Annotated in this window: 17 protein-coding genes; 12 read left to right on the forward strand and 5 right to left on the reverse strand. The window is 43.2% G+C overall.

Annotated features, from left to right (window positions below):
- The first annotated feature begins 113 nt into the window (after positions 1-113).
- Positions 114-857 (forward strand): TorF family putative porin, encoded by a 744-nt coding sequence (locus ACSUPM_RS03720; protein ID WP_436880195.1) that lies wholly within the window; start codon positions 114-116, stop codon positions 855-857.
- A gap of 333 nt (positions 858-1190) precedes the next feature.
- On the opposite strand, the gene ACSUPM_RS03725 is transcribed toward ACSUPM_RS03720, so the two are convergent.
- From ACSUPM_RS03725 to nadA, 3 genes are all read right to left on the reverse strand, one after another.
- Complete coding sequence (locus tag ACSUPM_RS03725; protein ID WP_436880196.1) at positions 1191-1409, reverse strand: hypothetical protein; 219 nt, start codon at positions 1407-1409, stop codon at positions 1191-1193.
- Between the two features lie 76 nt (positions 1410-1485).
- Positions 1486-3402 (reverse strand): L-aspartate oxidase, encoded by a 1917-nt coding sequence (gene nadB / locus ACSUPM_RS03730; protein ID WP_436880197.1) that lies wholly within the window; start codon positions 3400-3402, stop codon positions 1486-1488.
- 1 nt (position 3403) lies between these two features.
- Positions 3404-4543 (reverse strand): quinolinate synthase NadA, encoded by a 1140-nt coding sequence (gene nadA / locus ACSUPM_RS03735; protein ID WP_436880198.1) that lies wholly within the window; start codon positions 4541-4543, stop codon positions 3404-3406.
- 509 nt (positions 4544-5052) lie between these two features.
- Between nadA and ACSUPM_RS03740 the strand changes: the two genes are divergently transcribed.
- From ACSUPM_RS03740 to ACSUPM_RS03755, 4 genes are all read left to right on the forward strand, one after another.
- Positions 5053-6156, forward strand: a complete 1104-nt coding sequence (locus tag ACSUPM_RS03740) for an NUDIX hydrolase (protein WP_201555375.1) — start codon at positions 5053-5055, stop codon at positions 6154-6156.
- 168 nt (positions 6157-6324) lie between these two features.
- The gene (gene nadC, locus ACSUPM_RS03745; RefSeq protein ID WP_101211549.1) at positions 6325-7185 is read left to right on the forward strand and encodes a carboxylating nicotinate-nucleotide diphosphorylase; all 861 of its coding nucleotides are present in this window, start codon (positions 6325-6327) and stop codon (positions 7183-7185) included.
- A 267-nt stretch (positions 7186-7452) separates the two neighbouring features.
- The gene (locus ACSUPM_RS03750; RefSeq protein ID WP_025653130.1) at positions 7453-8094 is read left to right on the forward strand and encodes a MarC family protein; all 642 of its coding nucleotides are present in this window, start codon (positions 7453-7455) and stop codon (positions 8092-8094) included.
- A 467-nt stretch (positions 8095-8561) separates the two neighbouring features.
- Positions 8562-9944: an NAD(P)/FAD-dependent oxidoreductase gene (locus ACSUPM_RS03755; RefSeq protein WP_352287886.1), complete on the forward strand. Its 1383-nt coding sequence runs from the start codon at positions 8562-8564 to the stop codon at positions 9942-9944.
- 158 nt (positions 9945-10102) lie between these two features.
- Here the strand turns inward: ACSUPM_RS03755 and ACSUPM_RS03760 are convergent, their stop codons facing one another.
- Positions 10103-10705, reverse strand: coding sequence for a LysE/ArgO family amino acid transporter (locus tag ACSUPM_RS03760; protein ID WP_173239417.1), 603 nt, complete (start codon positions 10703-10705; stop codon positions 10103-10105).
- 552 nt (positions 10706-11257) lie between these two features.
- Between ACSUPM_RS03760 and ACSUPM_RS03765 the strand changes: the two genes are divergently transcribed.
- From ACSUPM_RS03765 to ACSUPM_RS03775, 3 genes are all read left to right on the forward strand, one after another.
- Positions 11258-11998 carry a hypothetical protein gene (locus ACSUPM_RS03765; RefSeq protein ID WP_436880312.1) on the forward strand — a complete coding sequence of 247 codons (741 nt, stop codon included), beginning with the start codon at positions 11258-11260 and terminating at the stop codon, positions 11996-11998.
- A gap of 172 nt (positions 11999-12170) precedes the next feature.
- Positions 12171-12887, forward strand: coding sequence for a hypothetical protein (locus ACSUPM_RS03770; protein WP_436880199.1), 717 nt, complete (start codon positions 12171-12173; stop codon positions 12885-12887).
- A gap of 44 nt (positions 12888-12931) precedes the next feature.
- Entirely contained in the window at positions 12932-13531 is a 600-nt protein-coding gene (locus tag ACSUPM_RS03775; RefSeq protein WP_436880200.1) for a hypothetical protein, read from the forward strand.
- Positions 13532-13652: 121 nt separating this feature from the next.
- On the opposite strand, the gene rluB is transcribed toward ACSUPM_RS03775, so the two are convergent.
- Complete coding sequence (gene rluB / locus ACSUPM_RS03780; RefSeq protein WP_352287876.1) at positions 13653-14585, reverse strand: 23S rRNA pseudouridine(2605) synthase RluB; 933 nt, start codon at positions 14583-14585, stop codon at positions 13653-13655.
- Between the two features lie 324 nt (positions 14586-14909).
- Here rluB and ACSUPM_RS03785 point away from each other — a divergent pair, with 324 nt between their 5' ends.
- From ACSUPM_RS03785 to ACSUPM_RS03800, 4 genes are read left to right on the forward strand one after another with little or no spacing between them, the layout of a single operon-like run.
- Positions 14910-16010: a polysaccharide biosynthesis/export family protein gene (locus ACSUPM_RS03785; protein WP_436880201.1), complete on the forward strand. Its 1101-nt coding sequence runs from the start codon at positions 14910-14912 to the stop codon at positions 16008-16010.
- Positions 16011-16036: 26 nt separating this feature from the next.
- Entirely contained in the window at positions 16037-16468 is a 432-nt protein-coding gene (locus ACSUPM_RS03790; protein WP_101211555.1) for a low molecular weight protein-tyrosine-phosphatase, read from the forward strand.
- A 59-nt stretch (positions 16469-16527) separates the two neighbouring features.
- Complete coding sequence (locus ACSUPM_RS03795; protein WP_436880313.1) at positions 16528-18801, forward strand: GNVR domain-containing protein; 2274 nt, start codon at positions 16528-16530, stop codon at positions 18799-18801.
- A 50-nt stretch (positions 18802-18851) separates the two neighbouring features.
- Positions 18852-20849 (forward strand): polysaccharide biosynthesis protein, encoded by a 1998-nt coding sequence (locus ACSUPM_RS03800; protein ID WP_436880202.1) that lies wholly within the window; start codon positions 18852-18854, stop codon positions 20847-20849.
- Position 20850 lies beyond the last annotated feature (1 nt).

Here is a 20850-nt window from a genome sequence, read left to right on the forward strand (position 1 = left end):
TGGTTTGTGAAGTTGGCACGGCAGCTGCTATGTGTATCGTGTGCAATGTTTATCGTGCACATCGTGGAATCAATACCGCGAGTCATCCTAAATAGAGTAAATGGAGTTTGACCATGAAACTGACCAAATTATCACATGCTGTTATCGCTGCTTCTTCAATGACTGTCGGCGCAATGGCTCACGCTGAAATTACTACTTCGGGTTCGGTGGCATTAACTAGCGACTACAAGTTCCGCGGTATTACACAAACATCTAATAATGCAGCTATACAAGGCAGCTTGACTGCATCTCATGATAGCGGTGCTTACGCAACGGTGTGGGGCTCAAGCGTAGATAGCTTAGTCGGTGGTTCAGAAATGGACTTTATGCTCGGTTATGCTGGCGAATCGGGCGATATTTCTTACGATGTCGGTGTAATGCGTTATGCCTACCCGGGTGCTAATAGTGGCAATGCTGGTGGTGCTGAGCCTGATTACAATGAAGTTTATGGCTCTGTAGCTGCTCGCGGCACGAAAGTTGGCTTGGCGTATTCCGATGACTATTTTGCCGAAACCGGCAAGTTTGGTTATGTTTTTGCCTCATACGGTACTGAGGTTTCAGGCGTCGGTGTATCGGCATCTGTTGGCTATAACTATTTCTTTGATGACAATAATGCGGCAGGTGAAGGTCTAGGAGCGTTCCTAGGAAATCCAGCTATCACTGATGATGCTTATATCGATTATAAAGTCGCTGTTAGTAAAGAAGTTAAAGACATCGGCTTTGAGTTGGCTTATATCGGCACTGACCTAAACGAGAAAGATGCTGGTGGCCTAAACATCGACGGCTCCTTCGTAGTCACCGCCTCCAAATCCTTCTAATCCCACTGTTTTCCGGTTGCCTCTCGAGGCAGCCATCTCCCAAACATGGAGTACGCTAATATCAAATTGGTCACTGCCGTTATTAAATCTTAGATTAACAAATGAAGATAAAACTAAAGAGCAGGTCTAATAAGTTTAGCCGAGCATAAGAATAGATTGACTGTAAACTTTCTCATCAGCTATCGCTTTTGGTTGTAAGCCGTGCGTTTGCAGTTTGCGAATAAACCGTGACTTGCTATCTATATACCATAAACGTTTGATCTCATAAATGCCGCGCAGATCGATCAGTATAAAAAATGTGATGAGCAGCTATTGATAAGAATAAGACAGTGTTTAGGTTTGAGATTGCGGCTGAAGTTGAGCGTATTGAGCATCATTAGTTATTTTAGCAATCATATAACAAATACAGAGTGCGGCTAACATCAGCCACCAAGAGCGCGCAATCAGATAAATGGTTGGCAGACGCTTGCGAAAATGCGGTATCGCCAGTGTGCCCCACGTCAAACTGACCACCATCATAAGATCAATAACAAATAGCGTATCAGTGGCCATATATTCAGCACTTTAAAAGATAGAAACGGTAATGAACCGCGTTTGGAATGGCTAGAACAATAATCTTACATCACTATTAGATATTAGCAACTGCTGGTGCTGCTCTAGCCTCTGTGTGCTCGATTATAGGCTGAACCAACCAAGCAATGCTATCTTCTTGCACATTTGATAATGGCTCAATAATACTTGTTTTAGGTGTGACCGCTAAATTTGGATAATCCCTGCGATAATGACCACCGCGACTCTCAAGACGTTGATAAGCAGACTGAACGATTAAAGTCGCTAATTGTAGTTGCCGCGCTAACTGAAAGCGGATTAGCTGATTCGAGTTAGTAAAATTATCTGCACTACTTATAGTGGACTGATTGGCTTTAGCGTTAACTGTCTGTTGCTGCCACTGCTGAATTTGCCTAAGTGCTTGCTCTAACTGCTCAGCACTGCGGCTGATACCCATGTTATTGGTCATTAACACTTTGAGCTGGGCGGTTATTTCAAGAAGCTCATTATCAGTGTTTAACTCATCCTTTAATTCGTTCTCTAATTCGTTATGCTTATAAGTAGAAAATAAAGGCAGAGTGGCGGTAGATAATATAACGGGCTGGGTTTCTTTTAGTATTGGCGGTGTCCATATATCAATAGCTGGCTGCTGTCCATTATCATCATAGGAAGTTGTCGCTGGTTTTTCCATCGCTGTTAAATAGCGAGGTAAATGGGCGGCAATATTACGCCCGACCACCACACATTCTAATAATGAATTACTCGCTAACCGATTAGCACCATGCAACCCCGTGTAAGCAACTTCGCCAGCCGCATAAAGCCCTGCCACATCGGTTACGCCATTGGCATCAGTGACCACGCCGCCACAACTATAATGCGCGGTCGGGGCAACCGGAATAGGGTCGGTAGTGATATCGATGCCAAGGTCTAATAGCGTTTGATAAATTTGCGGAAAATGCTGCTGTAAAAATGCCGCTGGTAAGTGACTGACATCGAGATGCACGTAGCCTAAACCGTTATTGTTAATCTGCTCAGCAATCGCACGGGCAACGATATCTCGCGGTGCCAGCTCAGCCCGCACATCAATATCTAGCATAAAGCGTGTGCCAGTTTTTGGGCAATATAGTCTGCCACCTTCACCGCGCAAGGTTTCGGATATCAAAAAGCTACTGTCATCCAATGCTAAACCAGTTGGATGAAACTGGATAAATTCTAAATTTGCTAAGCGACAGCCCGCTTGCCATGCCATCATAACGCCATCACCAACGCAGACATTTGGCGCACTGGCACGTTGAAACAGTTGTCCTAAACCGCCACTTGCTAAGACGACTGCGTGACTATAAAAAGTGAGTTGGCGTTGGTTGTTATGATCAAAAGCAAGCGCCCCTTGGCACTGGTTATCATTGTTTTTTAAAAGGCTCAGCGCTTCATGAAACGGTAATACCGTAATATTGGCGGCAGCCGTCACTTTCGCAGTTATGGCTTCCATCACATGTCGGCCAGTAGCATCGTCAGCGTGAGCGACTCGTCTACAACCGTGTCCCCCTTCTTTGGTTAGATGTAAGTCACTGGTTTGCAAATCGCTAGTATTGAACTCAGTTAATATTTTTTGCTTAGCAGCTTGGGGTAAATTCCGAGTAAAGGGCACGCCTTGCTCGCATAACCATTGTACGGCTTGTTGCCCAGCGCTTAGAATACTGCTGGTATTGTCAGCGGCACATAATCCTGCCCCAGCGACCAAAGTGTCGGCGATATGGTCGGTAATAGAATCATCTTTATCCAAACTGGCAGCGATACCGCCTTGGGCATAATGGCTAGAGCAGGTTTCAAGTGCTGCTTTACTTAAAATGGTAATGCTTAGCGATCTTGGCAAGGCCAACGCCGTACTTAATCCTGCAAGTCCTGCACCAATGATAAGCACATCTGTTTGTATAATTTTATCAGAGTCATTAGCCGCTTTAGAACTGGCTTTAGCGTTCGCCCATATCGTGCTCATATTAGGCGGCCCCGACATTAGCAAACAACGCACGGTCTTTAACGATATCACCGCTTGCCGCTACTCGCTGTTTTTGTGATTCGGCAAAATCAAGCATGCGTTGTAATGGTTTTTTAGCGGCTATCGCTAGCTCAGGCGTCATCAATATCTCACCTGAATTATTGGTCAAGCATTGCTCAATGCCTTGTAGACCATTCATCGCCATCCATGGACAAAAAGCACAGCTTTTACAGCTGGCACTTTCACCCGCAGTCGGTGCCGCTAAAAAGCGCTTGTTTGGCGAGCGCTTTTGCATCTCGTGCAAGATGCCCAAATCGGTGGCAACAATAAAGGTATCGGCATCCATCTCATAAGTCGATTGCAACAGCTTACTGGTCGAGCCAACCACATCTGCCAATTGTACGACGCTATCAGGAGATTCAGGATGCACTAATACTTTCGCTGTGGGATATTCAGCCTTTAATTGCTCAAGCTCAGTTGCTTTAAACTCATTATGTACCATACATGAGCCTTGCCAAAGCAGCATATCTGCGCCAGTTTCACGAGCAATGTATTTACCCAAATGGCGATCAGGCCCCCAAATGATTTTTTCCCCATTAGCATGCAAATGACGAATAATATCAATGCCCACCGATGAGGTCACCACCCAATCAGCACGCGCTTTCACTGCCGCGCTGGTATTGGCATAAACCACTACCGTACGTTCAGGATGCGCATCACAAAAGGCAGAAAACTCATCAGCAGGGCAGCCCAAATCAAGCGAGCATTCTGCTTCTAAATCTGGCATCAATACGGTTTTTTCCATACTTAAGATTTTGGCTGATTCACCCATAAAGCGGACGCCTGCGACCACTAGGGTTTGCGCACTATGCGCTTGTCCAAAGCGCGCCATCTCTAACGAATCACCGACACAACCGCCTGTAGCCAAGGCTAAATCTTGGATAAAAGGATCAACGTAATAATGCGCGACTAGCACAGCGTTATGTTGTCTTAATAGCTGTTTAATATTTTCTTCAACTTTGAGGCGCTCACTACGCGGTAAATCAGCTGGCATCTTGGCTTTGGCATATTCGATATTAAGCTTGATAGCACTGCTTTTATCAGTACTTAATAAGGGCGCGTCATAAGGATAAGTCTTCATAAATACTAGCCTTCAATACGATAACGATAATAATTTCGCCGCTAACTGTTATAAATAAGAAAAATAAAACAGATTAAAATAGCGAATAAAATAGAGTGTTTTAATTATGCTCATTTTGAGCATAAATACAAGTGTTTTTTATAACTTGATTTCAAAATAATATTTATTTTTACAGAATTTCCTAGGGCGTGTCCTCATTTTAAAAATGGTGATAAAAATGAGGTGAATTGTAGTCAAACAAGGAAAATAGTGCAGACAATATCGAGATATTACCTAGCTATTTGACGATGTTTGGCAAGATTTAACCATTTTTAGCTCATTTAGATTGCTATCGGTTGAATTGAGGACACGCCCTAATGATTGTTGGTATCCAACTCTTTCAACCCCTTATAATTACAACCGCAGGCTATGATAGTTTTAGATTCACGTTATACTGAGCACTATTGTCAGAGTTGCATATGACGAGCTCATCATTCCATTCATATAATCAAAGGATCGTTGCTAAAGTCATGACGTTGTCTTATTCACATGCACATCAACAGGGAAGTGGTACCACTGAGGTGGTCGCGGTGTTAGTTGCGATTACCGACCACAGCGCCCGGGTCTTAACAGTGGATCAAGGCAAACTCTTGCCCAATGGCCCTTTGATGCCGTTGCATCGCTCCTTGCAAGCAGGTGTACGGCAATGGGTGGAAGAGCAAACGCAGCAGCCGCTTGGTTATCTAGAGCAGTTATATACCTTTGTCGATACCAATAGACGCAATGTTGATGGTCATGCACTGGTGTATGTGAGCTATCTGGGTCTGGTGCAAGAGACACAAATGCAAGCACGCCAAAGTCAGGCGCTATGGCGAGATTGGTATGATTATTTTCCATGGGAAAATCACTTGGATGGGACGCCTAGCATCATTCTGGATTACATCGTGCCGGCGTTATTGGACTGGGCAAACGCTGGGTCTGATGAGGTCATTCAGCAGCGTCGCCGTCAGCGTATTGGCTTATGCTGGGGCTTAACGGCAGCATCTATCGCTGACGATACAGATATTGAGAATGCCAGCGCAGCAAGTCATGACAAGGCTTATGAGAGTAGAGAGTGGGTCGCTGAGCATGTACTGCTACGCTATGAGATGCTGTACGAAGCAGGACTGATACCTGAAGCACCGACATATCCACCCAGTTATCAGCTCAATTATCAACTTAATGAGCAAACCTCTCAGCAGCTTGCTTCTTATCAATCTACTTCTCATCAACCTAAGCTGCCTACCGATTGGTCGCAGCTGATTGGCGTGCCCATGTATTATGATCATCGCCGCGTGATTGCGACGGCCATCTCTAGATTGCGCGCAAAGATTGAATACCGACCGCTTATCTTTGGCTTAATGCCAGACGTTTTTACCTTGTCACAATTACAACAAAGCGTTGAAGCCTTATCAGGGGTGCGCCTGCACAAGCAAAACTTCCGCCGTCTGCTCGATGCGCAAAACCTTGTCATGGAAACCGGTCAGAGTAGTAGCGCTCAGCGCGGTCGCCCTGCCAAGCTTTACCGTTTCCGTCATGATATCGAGCTACAAAGCTTGTTAATGGACAGTAAATTACCCAAACGAAACAAATAGTCGCCACCTTATTCCTGCGATATTCTTGCCGCATGCTATTTCTATAAACTTTAAGCACAGGTACAAAGAGCTATAAAATGCTTACCTTTGCTTGCGAGCTTGCTCACTTTGCGCTATATTTATGCTCATTTTGAGTTTAAATCATTAAAATTTATATAAGGGTTAAAGATGACAGTTGCACGAGAGCCAGCGTTGGATGAAGTATTGCTTAAACCCTTGGTTGAGGCTGCCCTAACCGAAGACTTGGGTCGACGCGGAGATGTCACATCACAAGCCACCATTCCCGCCGATATGCAGGCGCAGCTCCAGATTAAAGCGCGGCAAGCCGGCGTGATATGTGGTATGGACTTGGCGCGTTTATCGTTTGCCTTGGTTGATGCACAGATAGCGTTCATCGCTCAAGTTACCGATGGTGAGAGAGTTGAAGCAGATACGGTATTGGCTATCGTGCGTGGTAATGCGCGTCATCTATTGACGGCAGAGCGTACTGCATTGAACTTTATGACCCATCTGAGTGGCATTGCGACGGCAACACGGCAGATTGTTGACAGTGTAGCAGAGTATCCGGCGCAAATTACTTGTACGCGCAAGACCATTCCTGGCCTGCGTATCCTCCAAAAGTACGCGGTACGCTGCGGCGGTGGTCGCAATCATCGCTTGGGCTTAGATGACGCCATTTTAATTAAAGACAATCATATTGCTATCGCTGGTGATATCAAGACCGCTATTCAACAAGCGCAAAATTTCGCTGGCCATTTGATTCCCATTGAAGTAGAGGTGGATACGCTAGAGCAATTAGCGCAAGCACTAGACGCTGGTGTGAGTTTGGTGCTATTAGACAATATGTCCCCTGAGATATTGTCGCAGGCGGTGGCCATGTGTAAAGGTCGTGCCAGAACAGAAGCCTCTGGCGGCATCACCCCTGAAACGGTGCAAGCAGCCGCAAAAACGGGCGTTGATTTTATTGCTATGGGCTATTTAACGCATAGCACTACTGCGCTAGATATTGGTCTGGATTTTAGCGCGTAGTTTTCAATACGCCTGTCTTAACACGACTTGTTTAACCATTAGTCTTCATCAGATTATCCACCCACCAAATGACTGCTGAGCGATCGGGGGTCAGCCACTATTTTCGCTGATATACTAGTGTCAGAAAGGTAAGCAAAGTTAATGATTTAATTAGCTTATCTGCCTATGCTACAATGCCACTGCTAACCGCCTATTGGGTCATCGTTGCACTCGCACGATGGCCTTATCTTTTTGCCCAAGTTTTATCGATAGACAAGCGAGCGCTCAGTGAATACTGAAATCATCAAAATTATCTTAGCTTTTGTGGTGTTGATCAATCCGTTTAGCGCCTTGACGTTATTTTTGGACTTGACTCGTGGTTATTCAATGAATAATCGCCGCAAAGTGGCACGCGTTGCTTGCTTGACTATTTTTATTACCATCAGCTTTTTTACGATAGCAGGTGAAACGCTACTAAAAGCTTTGGGTATCTCTATCGGCTCGTTCCAGCTGGCGGGTGGTATATTGGTATTTTTGATTGCCTTGAATATGATGAATGGCGACGGGAATCCCGTTAAGCCGGACCAAGAAAACTTCGATGTCGATCATGTACAAGACTCGCCACCGACGATGGCTGCTGCAGTAGTGCCATTGGCGATCCCTATGATGATTGGACCGGGTGGTATCTCCACAGTTATTATTTATTCTTCACAAGTTTCTGGTATTTTGCGGGTATCAGCGGTATTAATCGCCGGCTTATTAATCAGTCTCTTTTGTTATTTGGCATTGATGGCAGCAGGTCGTATCAGCCGTCTATTGGGTGATACTGGGCTTAATATTATGAGCCGAATCATGGGGATGCTACTGGCTGCGGTCTCTATCGAAATTATTGTCAGTGGACTGCGCACCTTATTTCCCGATTTAGTCTAATTACTTATTTTTTCGACATTTCATTTCCAACATTCCAACTATCATTCTCAGGCCATTTAGGCTCTTGCGTTCAGATTGAGCACACGCTCTAGGCTGTGTAACACATATACAGTCTATCTTCGCTTAGCAAACCCCTCCAACAGTATCAATTCAGATAAACCGATATTTACTGAACACCTTAATGTTACAAGACTAAACTTTGAATGGAGTCTATCTTTTATAGTCAAAATATCTTAAAAAAGCGATGGTATTGCTGATATCAATTTTTTGTAGTCTTTGTCTGCGCAGGCACAGCAAGCAACAAAATTAGATATCAGTAGTACGTGCTGGTTCGATATCACTTTGTACTCACTATAAATGGTAGTTGTGTCTTCAATAATCATTATTAATTACCAAAAGTACTGTCAAAAACGCCATTAATGAAAATATGTTATAATAGATATACATTATTCTTATGGGAGTTAATCTTGAGTAACAAAAGAATTGCTATTTTAGGAGCAGGTCCAAGTGGTTTGGCGCAATTACGAGCCTTTGAAGCGGCTCGTTTAGCTGGTGCGACAGATTTACCTGAGATCATCTGTTATGAAAAGCAAAATGCTATCGGTGGCATGTGGAATTACAGTTGGCGTACTGGATTAGATAGAAACGGTGAACCCGTTCACGGCAGTATGTACCGCTACTTATGGTCGAATGGGCCAAAAGAATGCTTAGAGTTTGCCGATTATTCGTTTGATGAGCATTTTGGTGAAGCGATCCCCTCATACCCGCCACGTGAAGTTTTAAAAGACTACATCATGGGACGCATCGATAAGCAAGACATTCAAAAGTACATCCGTTTTGAATGCCCAGTACGTTGGGTATCATTCGATGATGAGACACAAAAATTCACCGTGACGGTGATGAATCATAAAAGCGGTGAGCAAGAAGTTGAAGAGTTTGATTACGTCGTAGTAGCGACCGGTCACTTCTCAACGCCGAATATGCCTTACTTCGAAGGATTAGAAGCGTTCCCCGGTCGTATCTTGCACGCCCATGACTTCCGCGATGCCTTAGAGTTTAAAGACGAAGATATCTTACTGATTGGCAGCAGTTATTCTGCTGAAGACATTGGCACCCAGTGCTATAAGTATGGCACCAAGTCAGTTACTATCAGCTATCGCAGGCAAGCACTCGGCTATGACTGGCCAGAAGGTATTAAAGAAGTGCCTTTAGTCACCCATTTTGAAGATGATGTGGCACACTTTGCTGATGGTACTAGTCAAAAATTCGACGCCATCATTATGTGCACAGGCTATTTGTTTCACTTCCCCTTTATGCCAGATGAGTTACGTTTGCAAACGCACAACTGCTTATATCCAGCCAATTTGTATAAAGGTATCTTTTGGCAGCCCAATCCAAAGCTTATTTATCTGGGTATGCAGGATCAGTATTTCACCTTTAATATGTTCGATGCGCAAGCGTGGTATGCCCGCGATGTGATGGTGGGTGATATCGAATTGCCTGATTTGGCGACTCGTGAAGCAGATGAGCAAGAGTGGTTGGCAACTTATGCGAAGTGTGCGACAGTCAGTGATTCGATCGACTTTCAAGCCGCTTATATTCGTGACTTAACCAATGCGACCGATTACCCAGAGTTTGCGGTAGAGAAGCAGGGCGAAATCTTAAAGGAATGGCAAAAAGACAAAGCCGACAATATCATGACCTTTAGAGAAAAGGCCTATCGTTCTACGTTGACAGGTACGTTATCGCCTGAGCTACCAGAGCCTTGGCTGGATGTCCTTGATGATTCCCTAGAGCACTTTTTGAACCTAACCTTTGTGAAACCTAAAAAGCGTAAAAAAGCTTCATAAATAACAAGTGCGAACTAAAAAAGCCAAACACGTTTATACAATGTGTTTGGCTTTTTTGCTTTTAAAGAATCAGTGTCACCTCTTAAGCTAAAAATCTGTATTTGTGTAGCTATTTTACGGCTTTGACATATTGGCTTTGACATATTGGTTTTAATATATTAGCTCTGGTATAAATGCCAAGCCAAATACAACATCAATAACCCTACCAAGGCATCGAGTATGTTCCAAGCTTTTGGCTTGGCAAATAGGGGTCTGAGTAAGCGTGCACTATAGCCTAGCGCGAAGAAGAAAAAGAACGAGGCGCTGACAGCACCAACGGCAAAGGCCAGTTTGCTACTTGCGCCTGTTGAAACCATGCCGACGAGTACCAAGGTATCTAGATAGACGTGTGGATTGAGCCAAGTAAAACCAAAACAGAGTAATAAGGCTTTTTTTAAGCTGGTAACAACTTGTCCATCGACAGTGAGCGCGTGTGATAAGCGCACACTGGCATACAGACTTTGGATGCCATAGGCCAGCAAAAATATGACGCCAGCAATTTTGGCAATATTGACGGCCTGCGGGTACTGAGCCGTGACTGCGCCAAAGCCCGCGACGCCAGCAGAGATTAAAAACGCATCGCTCACTGCGCAGAATAGACAGATAAAAAATATGTGCTCGCGTTTGAGTCCTTGTTTAAGGACAAAGGCATTCTGTGAACCAATCGCGATGATGAGCGAAAGCCCTAGCAAAAATCCAGAGGTGTAGTCGGTCGCATTCATAGTTATTTACTTGGGGTCTGTTAAATATTCAAATATTAGGACTGCTGATCGCTAAAATGGTTCCAAACCTTTTATCAAATCAGGCGTATACCGACGTTAATGTCTAGACCTTAGCGAGGTTTACAACGACGTTTGGGGCGATTTTAGCATCAGCCTTTCAGGGCAGGACTATTTTTTGCCAATATATTGTGAAATTTTCTAACTTAGAATGACTAAGTGTCCAAAATTTCCCTGCATATTGTCTAAAAAATAGCCACTGCCAGTGCCACATTTGAATGTACAACAGACCCTAATATTAAAGACCAAAACGTTGACGTTTGCTTACTGGCAGCAGGCTAAAAAACTGTTAAGATAAGTCATCGAGTTATTGAATGCAATAGCATCAACTCACAATAGCAGTAGTAAAATTAAAAAACTGAGTATAGAGCGATAAGTACTACTGAGAGTGCGGCTGATATTTTATTGTTTGTATAGACGTCGCTGTATGGTAGGTAGGCGTGAGTAATGAATGGGTGAGGGGCAGAGTAAAACATGGTCGTAAGTTTGACAAGAATGCTACAGTCATTTGGGCAAGCTCAAGATGACCTGCCAGCCATAGCTGCCAAAAATGCTCAGGCAACGGCTATCAGTCAAGATATAGAGGTGACTGATAACGATGATAACAATGATAAAAACAATCAAGCGGTCAGTCAGCGTTCTGTGCTGACGCCTCCTGAGCGTGCCGATCGTATTTGTGAAGCGTTATCGCAAGTCAATGACATTCGCTCGCCCACGCCACTGACCGACCGCTATTTGTCCAATCGCGCTGCGATGCGACCGACCAATAGACCACCTTTTGACCCCGATACCTTGTGGTATCTCAAACATGGACGCTGTCCGATTATGACTGAGCTTGTTGATGTGGTCGATGAAGCCACCCTAAATGCCATGCCTATTGAAGCCGTTGCGATACTAGACCGCATTAACGGCAAGCTCAAGCGCTACCGTGAGTGGAGCAGTGAGCTGAACGAGCAGCAACAGCAGCAACATAACGAGCGTCAGTTTGTCATTGATAAACTCATATCCGAGAGCATTCCAGAAGCGCTACACCATTATGAACAGCTACAGCGCTTTAGCCCGCATCGTACCAAAAATACCATGGTGCAAGGAAAGATGACCGCAGGTGATATGTTGACCGATTTGTTTTTAGAGATTGATTATGAGCTTGATGAATTATTAGATGAGCTACACCAAACGGTTATGAACAAACTCGCTTCTACCCATCGTTATGTCAAAAGCCGTACACAAAGTTAGTTTGCATTTATTTTAAATTATTACTATTAGCTGTGAATCGTTAAATACATAACAATATAGGGCTTTAATAAAGCCTTATTTTTTTGTTTAATAATAAGAGTGATATAACAACTTCTATCTAAAACAATAATAAATTTATCCAATAATTCTGCTAAATAATAAGGACAGTCTCATGACCCAAGTAACTGCGATGCTTGTCATGTTCATTTTATATGGGGTGTTACCAGTAGCTGGGTTATATCTTGGGTATCGTGGTCTCAAAAAAGTGACCGCGCCTAAAATGCTGGAATACAAAGCAATGCCGCAGCTAGGTTATATCCCCGAAAAAAGCTTGCCCGTTGAGGTTAAAACAGCCCTTGAGCACATCAATGAAAAAGGGGAGAAGCTGCGGGTCATTTATGGTGATACCAACAATGATGGCAAGATAGACGATAAAGATACGGTCAATGAAACCTATATCATGATTCAAAATTTGATGGACAGGCATGTACCACAAGCAGTGACTGACTATCGCCGCTTGCATGATTTAGATGTTGGGGACGGCGCGCTTGCCGATAGCACTAAGATTAAGCACTCTAACGTCACTGGAAAAGAAGCGTTGCTAGACGTATTGCGCACCATCAATACGCAATTTGACGATTTATTAAATGCCTCCTACCATCAAGACGGCCAAAAGCTACTGGCGACCAATCGATATTTACAACAACGTTTTAATAATCCTGCTATTACTACCGATATTCAAAAGCTCAATAACGATGTTAATAGGGTTAATAGGGTTAATAGGGTTAATAGTGTCAGTGATGCTGATACTAAGGGAAAAAGCCAAGCAATTGAAAGTCCAACTGGCGCCAATGACAGACAGGTGAGTGCTGAGGATATCAAACTGTAAATAAAGGCAAAGTCGTATGGTTAAAAGATGAAGAGTAAGCGTATATGAGCATCTTAATAGGCATTGGCATTGTGACGACGGTGACCACCTTCTATTTAGGTAAAAAAGGCTGGCAAGCGTTGCATAAAGCCGTCGGTATCACCCCAGGGGTGCCCACTTATCAAGATTATGATGCACCGTTATCACTATCTACGTTGTCACCATCTGCGTTGTTATCTACCATACATTGGCAACAGCTAACATTGAATACAGAACATCTAAAAGTTTTATCCGAGCCACAGTTGCGTCAATTAAAAGGTATCGACGAAAAAGTAAACAGCTATCATAATTACCAAAAAGAGCAGCAAGCGCAACATAAAACGCCTGAATTCACAGAGTCGCAGTTTGTGCTGCACAAACTCTTGCATACTCGCTTGCCTGAGACGCTTGCCAGTTATTATTATCTAACGAAGGCCGATATAAGCACTAACAATATAAGCACTAACAATGTGAGTAATGGCAAAAAAGCGGAAGCCAATGAGTTATTACAGCAGGTATTCAACAATATTGAGAGTCGCCTAGATATATTATTAGCGCAGGAGGAGACGCAGCATTTACAAGACTTACGAGTGATGACACGTTATATGGATAGTCATCGTAGCTAAATCCTGAGTTGGTAAAGTGCTTATAAAAACGCATAAAAAAGCTGCCCATCATGAATATTCATGATGGGCAGCTTTTTTATGGTTTACGTTAAATCTAGCAACGACTTAACATAAATTTCGATTAACGCTTATCGTTGCGATCACGGGTATTGCGCGAACCGCGACTGGCAGGGCTACCGCTACTTTTTGGTTTCGCATTGCCACTACTATTGCGACTATCGCTACGAGTATCGGTGCGACGCGCTTTAAGTGGCTTATTCTTGATACGTTCTTGCTTTTCTTTCGCGGCGCCATGCAGACCAGTACCGTGGCGTGGGCGTAAGCTGACTAAGTCTGTTAGAGTATTGATGTCTTTTTTATCCAGCTCTAAAAAGCGACCTGTGCGTAGCTCTTTTGGTAACACAATCGTGCCGTAGCGCGTACGCAATAGACGGCTGACTTTGAGACCTTGTGACTCAAATAGGCGACGTACTTCACGATTACGGCCTTCTTTTAGTTTGACGTGATACCACTTGTTGACGCCTTCACCGCCACCTTCTTTGATGTCTTCAAACTGTGCCATGCCATCTTCTAACATAACGCCAGAAGTCAGCGCACGGGCGATATCAGGGGTAACTTCGCCCAATACACGTACCGCATATTCGCGTGTTACTTCGCTAGATGGGTGCATCAAACGGTGCGCCATCTCGCCATCATTGGTAAACAACAATAGGCCAGTTGAGTTAATGTCCAAGCGTCCGACCATGACCCAGCGATCATGAGTTAGCTTTGGCAGACGTTCAAAAACCGTTGGACGACCTTCTGGATCGTTGGCAGAGCAGACTTCGCCTTCAGGCTTATAATATGCCAATACGCGGCGACGCTTCTCATTTTCAGCCGTATATTTAATTTGACGACCATCAACACGGATCTCATCGCCTGGTTCGACGCGATCACCGATGGTTGCTGGGCCATTATTGACCGTGACGCGCCCAGACTTAATGACTTCTTCCATCTGACGACGTGAACCAAGTCCCATACGGGCGAGGGCTTTCTGTAATTTTTCATCTTTCATAATCAATTCCTTGAGTCGGTGGGTTTACATTTCTCAATGTATAAATTTGAAGGGCATATTCTACGCTATTTGTGTTATATATGCAGCACTTGATTGTCATTAAAAAATTGCTTTAGTTATTAAAACAAAATATATTCAAATATTTGAATATATTTTAGAAAATTAGGTAACAACTGTCTAATAACTAACTTCATGTGTTATTATAACGGTGTTTATTTTTGTTTCTACTACGATGGTTTAGTGTGTTCTTGCTAATGTAGTATTACAAAAGTTGCTCAATCGTTAATAGATGATATTTATCACTATGTTTTATAAGGTTCTTCTATGCGTCGCAAGTCATACAGTCTATTAAGAGTAGCGTGTTTCCTACTTGTCAGTATGTTATCAGCCTGTACCAGTATCAATTCTGGACTTCAAGCGGGTGATTTGCCGCCTAATGGGGCCTTTGTGGCCGAAAACGGTATTACCTTTAATGTTCAGCCATTAAACGTAGCGACATTACCGCCTAAGCAAGCCACAGTGCTCGATAGCGACTTATATAACCTAGTCAAAGCATCGGGACGGATAGATTATCGTATTTCTGAAGGCGATATTCTAAGTATCGTCCTGACCGGCTATCCTGATATAACGCCTTCTGCCGCTGCTAGTAGTGGTAATCCTTATACTTCGGGCTTTCCGGTTGATCAACAAGGCTTTATTCAGTTTCCTTTAATCGGACGTATTAAAGCAAGCGGTATGAGTGTGCCGCAGTTCACGGCGACGTTGCAAAGTAAGCTACAGCGCTATCTGAAATACTCAGATCCACAGGTCAAAATTGTTAACTATCGGGGCAGTAAATTTTTTGTCGATGGCGACGTCAATCAATCTGGGGAGTTTGCTATTGCTGATGTACCGGTTTCCTTATATGGCGCAATTTCTATGGCGGGCGGTGCTACAGAAGCTGGTGACTCCAATAATATTGTCTTAAATCGCCAAGGTAAGAACTATAACCTAGGATTGCGGTCATTACGTCAAATGGGTCTGTCTGCCAATCAGATTTACCTACAAGATGGAGACTCTATCCATGTTAATAGCCAAAGCCGTAACAAAGTTTATGTGTTGGGTGAATTTGGCAAAATTGCACCAGTTGCCATCCCTGAACAAGGGCTGAGCTTAGCGCACGTACTGGGTGAGTCGAGTGGGTTGAATGCCAACACAGCCAATGCTGCCAAAGTATATGTTGTCCGTGATAACCCAGAATACAAGTATACCAATATTTATTACGTCGATATGCAGACCATCACCAGCTTAGCCTTGGCCAATCGCTTTGAGATGCAGCCTAATGATATTCTTTATGTTGATCCGACTGGTTTAACGCGTTGGAATCGTATTATTAGTGCCTTATTACCATCAACCTCTGCAATCAATACACTTTCACGGTTATAGGTTATAGGTTATAGGTACGAAACATTATGACGTTTGAAAATATTTTGGTCGTTTGTGTGGGCAATATCTGTCGCAGCCCTATTGCTGCCGCCCTATTGATAGATAAATTTCCGCAGAAAAATATTGATTCTGCTGGCCTGTCTGCCGTCGTTGGACATTCTGCTGATGCAAAAGCGCAAGAAGTTATGAAAGCAGATGGTTTAGATATGTCTGACCATATAGCCAAACAGATTGATGAAGCGCTAGTGGTAACTGCTGATCTGATTTTGACTATGTCGACCAACCAAACCAAATGGATTGAAAGTCGCTGGCCACACTGCCGTGGTAAGACCTTTCGGATTGGACACTGGATTGACAAAGATATTATGGATCCTTATCAGCATGAAAAATCCGTATTTGAGACAGTAAAGAAAGATATTGTCGAAAGCCTTAAGCAATGGAATGACAAAATTAGCTGAGCGATTAAAATTAAGCGACTGCTATTAAGCAACCAATACGAAGTGGTGAATACATAGTGATAAATACAGATTCAAAGAACCTATCAAAGTCTAACGGTGACAAAGAGGGTGATGACATTGATTTAATGGCACTTTTACTAGTGTTGCTACGTGGCTGGAAAGTCGTGGTTTTTTTTGCTGTATTGGGGCTGTTGATAGGAATACTGTATAGCCGTTATGTTAACCCCACCTATAAGTCAGATGCGCTGATACAGATTGAGGAGAACTCTCAAGGCATTGCCGCACTTGGTGAGAGTATCTCAGAGCTGGTTGGCTCAGAAACCAGTAAGGCTGAGACAGAAGCAGAGCTCATCAGATCACGGATGATATTAGAACCCGTCGTCAACTTATTACATTTGCGCATTCGTCTCACTGATCCTAATATCAGCGCTATTGATAAGATTAAAAGCAGTAGTATTGACACGCAGCTTAATACACCTGAAGGGGTGTTGTTAAAGATGGAAGATGGTCAGGTACAAGTCAGCCAGTTCGATGTATCACAAGCCTATCTAAACCAGCCTTTTACGTTGACGAGATCTGCTACGGGGTTTGTATTAACCAATGGTTTTGATGAGTTTAAAGGTCAGATTGGTCAGCCGCATAAGTTCAAAGGTGTGGACGGTCAGATCCATATTACGGTGAATGAGCTACCGACTGAAAGCTATCCTATCAATATTAGCAAGCAGTCAGTAAAGGCCACCACAGATGCTATTAATACTGCACTATCAGTTTCAGAAAGAGGTCAAAAGACAGGCATTATCCAGTTGTCTATGACGGGTACTAATCAGCAGCAAGTCACTGCGATACTAAACCAAATAGTGATCTCTTATGTGAACCAAAACCAATCTCGTGGCACTGAAGAAACCACGAAAACGCTTGCTTTTATGGAAACGCAAATTCCATTGTTGAAACAAAAACTAGAAGACTCTGAAGCCGTATTTAATGAGTTCCGTAAAGAGTACGGCACGATCGATGTTGGTCAAGAGGCAGGCATATTGCTTGGTGAAAATGCTCAAATCGACGCGCAACTGAATGAGCTTAAACTTAAAAAAGCGGATTTGACGACTTATTATACTGAAGAGCATCCATTGGTCATTCAAATCAATGAACAACTTGCCGTGCTTAATAATAGAAAGCAGGAGATTGACAATACCATTGCTGGTTTGCCTGAAATCCAACGAGAATTCTTAAAGTTATCAGAAGATACGGCGATCAATAGAGAAATCTATCTGACACTGCTCAAAAACTATGAACAATTGAAAATTGTTAAAGCTGGCCAAGGTGGCTTTGCTCGTATTATTGATTTACCGATCAGCACCTTCAACGCGATAGCGCCCAAGAAGCTGCAGATTATGACACTAGCATTGCTTTTAGGTGCGATGCTAGGTGCGATACTGGTGTTATTAAGAAGCTTGCTAAGAAATGTGGTCAAAGACCCCGAGCGTTTAGAAGCCAAGACTGGCATTCCAGTGATTGCGACCATTCCGCGCTCACCCTTATTATCAAGATTAAGTAAAAGTAAAAAATCTGCCGATCGGATGCTGGCTCATGTCGACCACAATAGTTTGAGCTATGAAGCGATCAAAAGTCTCAGAACGAACTTGATGTTCGGAATGCCAAAAGAAGGTTTAACGGCTCGATCTGCCAAAGTGATACTAATTACTGGAGAAAGCCCAGGGGTTGGTAAGTCTTTTATCGCGGCTAACCTTTCAGAGGTATTTGCCCAGTTGAATAAAAAGATATTGGTCATCGATGCAGATATGCGCTTAGGTGAGCTGCATAAGATGTTCAATATGAGTCAATATAATGGCCTCGCTGATTATTTGATGCAAGACAACAGTCGATTGACTCAAATCGATAATATTCAAAAAGATAATATCCAAAAAGATAATGCAGTCTCTAACCTAGGCATTGCTGACTTTATTCATCCTACAGCTATGGATCATATTGATTTTATACCGCGAGGCAAGCATCCACACAATCCGGCATCGCTACTGATGAATGATAATTTTGGTCAGCTGATGGCAGAGCTAAAGTCTCAGTACGATTATATTATTATCGACTCACCACCAGTACTGGCAGCCTCAGATGCCATGGTGCTAGGTCAATACGCGGACAAGGTGCTAATGGTAACAAGGTATGATGATTCAATAGAGGGACAGTTGGTTTATGCCGTCAAGCAGATGAATAAATCTGATATACAAGTAGATGGCATTATTCTTAACGATGTACAGCAAGGTCTGATGAGTAAATACAGTTATCACTATAATTATGCTTATGGCAATAATCAATAACTAGCTCGTCATTATCGACTCCAAAAGTACACTTCAGGTAGTTGGATGTTATGTCTATAAAATCAGAGTCTATGGATCCTTATCAGTCAGGCAGTAACCTAAAAAAATGGTTACAGCTTACGGCTCAGTATTTATTATCACTACCGCGTCATGTTAAGCGTGCCATTTTATTAACTGCCGATTTTGTAGTAGCAGTCATCTGCTTATTCTTGGCTCTAGCATTGCGACATGGTTATATTGCTCATCATATTAGTCCAGTTGCCTTATGCTTATATGCGCTTATTCCTATCATTGCCTTATATGTGATTGGGTTTTATAAAGGTATCGCTAGAGGCTTTTTTGATGCGGAAATGGGTAGAGTATCTCTATTATTTATACTACTTATTGTCGTTTATGAAATTATTATTTCTTTAAGTCTTTCTCAGAACCTACCACGCTCAGTACCGATTATATTTTTATTCTTCTTTTTTGCTTGGCTATGGAATAGTAGGCTGACCATTCGCGAGTTATTAACTCGTTGGCAGGGAGGGCGTCAACCGCATCGTTTAGAAGATAATTGCGATAATGTCATTATTTATGGCGCGGGGGAAGCTGGTAGAGACTTGCTAGAGGGTTTGAGACACTCCAATAAATATAATGTCGTGGCCTATATTGATGACGATAGGCAACTGACAGGTGCGTATTTACTAGGAAGAAAAATTTACGCTGCTCATGAACTTGAGGATATAGTAGAGAGACTAGAAGTAGCACAGGTGTTTTTGGCCATTCCCTCTCTTAGTCGTACTCGTAGAAGACAAATCATAGATAAGCTATCGAGCATCTCTATAAAAATCCAAGATCTTCCGAGTTTACAGGAGCTTGCAGATGGCAAGGTAACTGTTAGTAGCATGCGTAAAGTTGATATTTTAGACGTGTTAGATCGGCAGACGGTTGAGCCAGATGCTTACCTTCTGCAGAAGAATATCACCGGTAAATGTGTGCTGGTAACTGGTGCAGGCGGCTCTATCGGTAGTGAGCTGTGCCGTCAAGTGATAAAGAACGAACCAAAGTGTCTTGTGCTGTATGAGTTGTCTGAATTCGCGCTTTATAGTATCCATCAGGAGCTCATAGCTTTACAAGCGATGCACAGCAGCTATCAGGATATTAAAATTGTTGCAGTCATTGGCAATGTCACCAATGAGGACAATCTTGTTAGGATATTCGATCAATATCACATAAAGACGGTCTATCATGCTGCTGCCTACAAGCATGTGCCTTTAGTTGAGCACAATCCCTTTGAAGGTGTTATTAATAATACTAAAGGTACTTATCACTGCGCGCGTGCGGCGATTGCAGCGGATGTAGAGACCTTTGTACTCATTTCTACCGACAAGGCAGTCAGACCTACCAATGTCATGGGGGCGACCAAGCGGTTGGCTGAGCTGGTCTGCCAAGGGTTGAGTAAGACTAGCGGTAGCACCCGTATTAGTATGGTGCGTTTTGGCAATGTATTAGGCTCGTCTGGCTCAGTCGTGCCAGTATTTACCAAGCAAATAGAAGAAGGTAAGCCAATCACGGTTACTCATCCTGATGTCACTCGTTATTTTATGACCATTCCAGAGGCGTCGAATTTGGTCATACAAGCTGGGGCAATGGCAACTGGTGGTGAGGTATTCGTCCTTGATATGGGTGAACCGGTAAAAATCGTCGATTTGGCGCGTCGAATGATTCATCTCAGTGGTCATGATACCAAAACAGCTGCTAACCCTAATGGTGATATAGAGATTGTCTTTACGGGGCTAAGGGCAGGAGAGAAGCTCTATGAAGAGCTTATCATCGGTGAGGATAATGTTGAAAAGACAGAACACCCGCTCATCATGCAGGCCATGGAGCACAGCTTCCCATTAGATGATATAGAAGATACATTGTGCGAGTTAAATCATAGAGCCAAAAAGCATGACGTGATATGGCTAAAAAAGCAATTTAAGCATTTTGTAGCAGGGTATCAAGAAAGCCCTAATACTGAGACTTTAGAGTCTAAGACAAAACTCACTGAAAAGATTGTTTAAT

This window comes from Psychrobacter okhotskensis, assembly GCF_965638355.1.
Classification (GTDB): domain Bacteria; phylum Pseudomonadota; class Gammaproteobacteria; order Pseudomonadales; family Moraxellaceae; genus Psychrobacter; species Psychrobacter okhotskensis.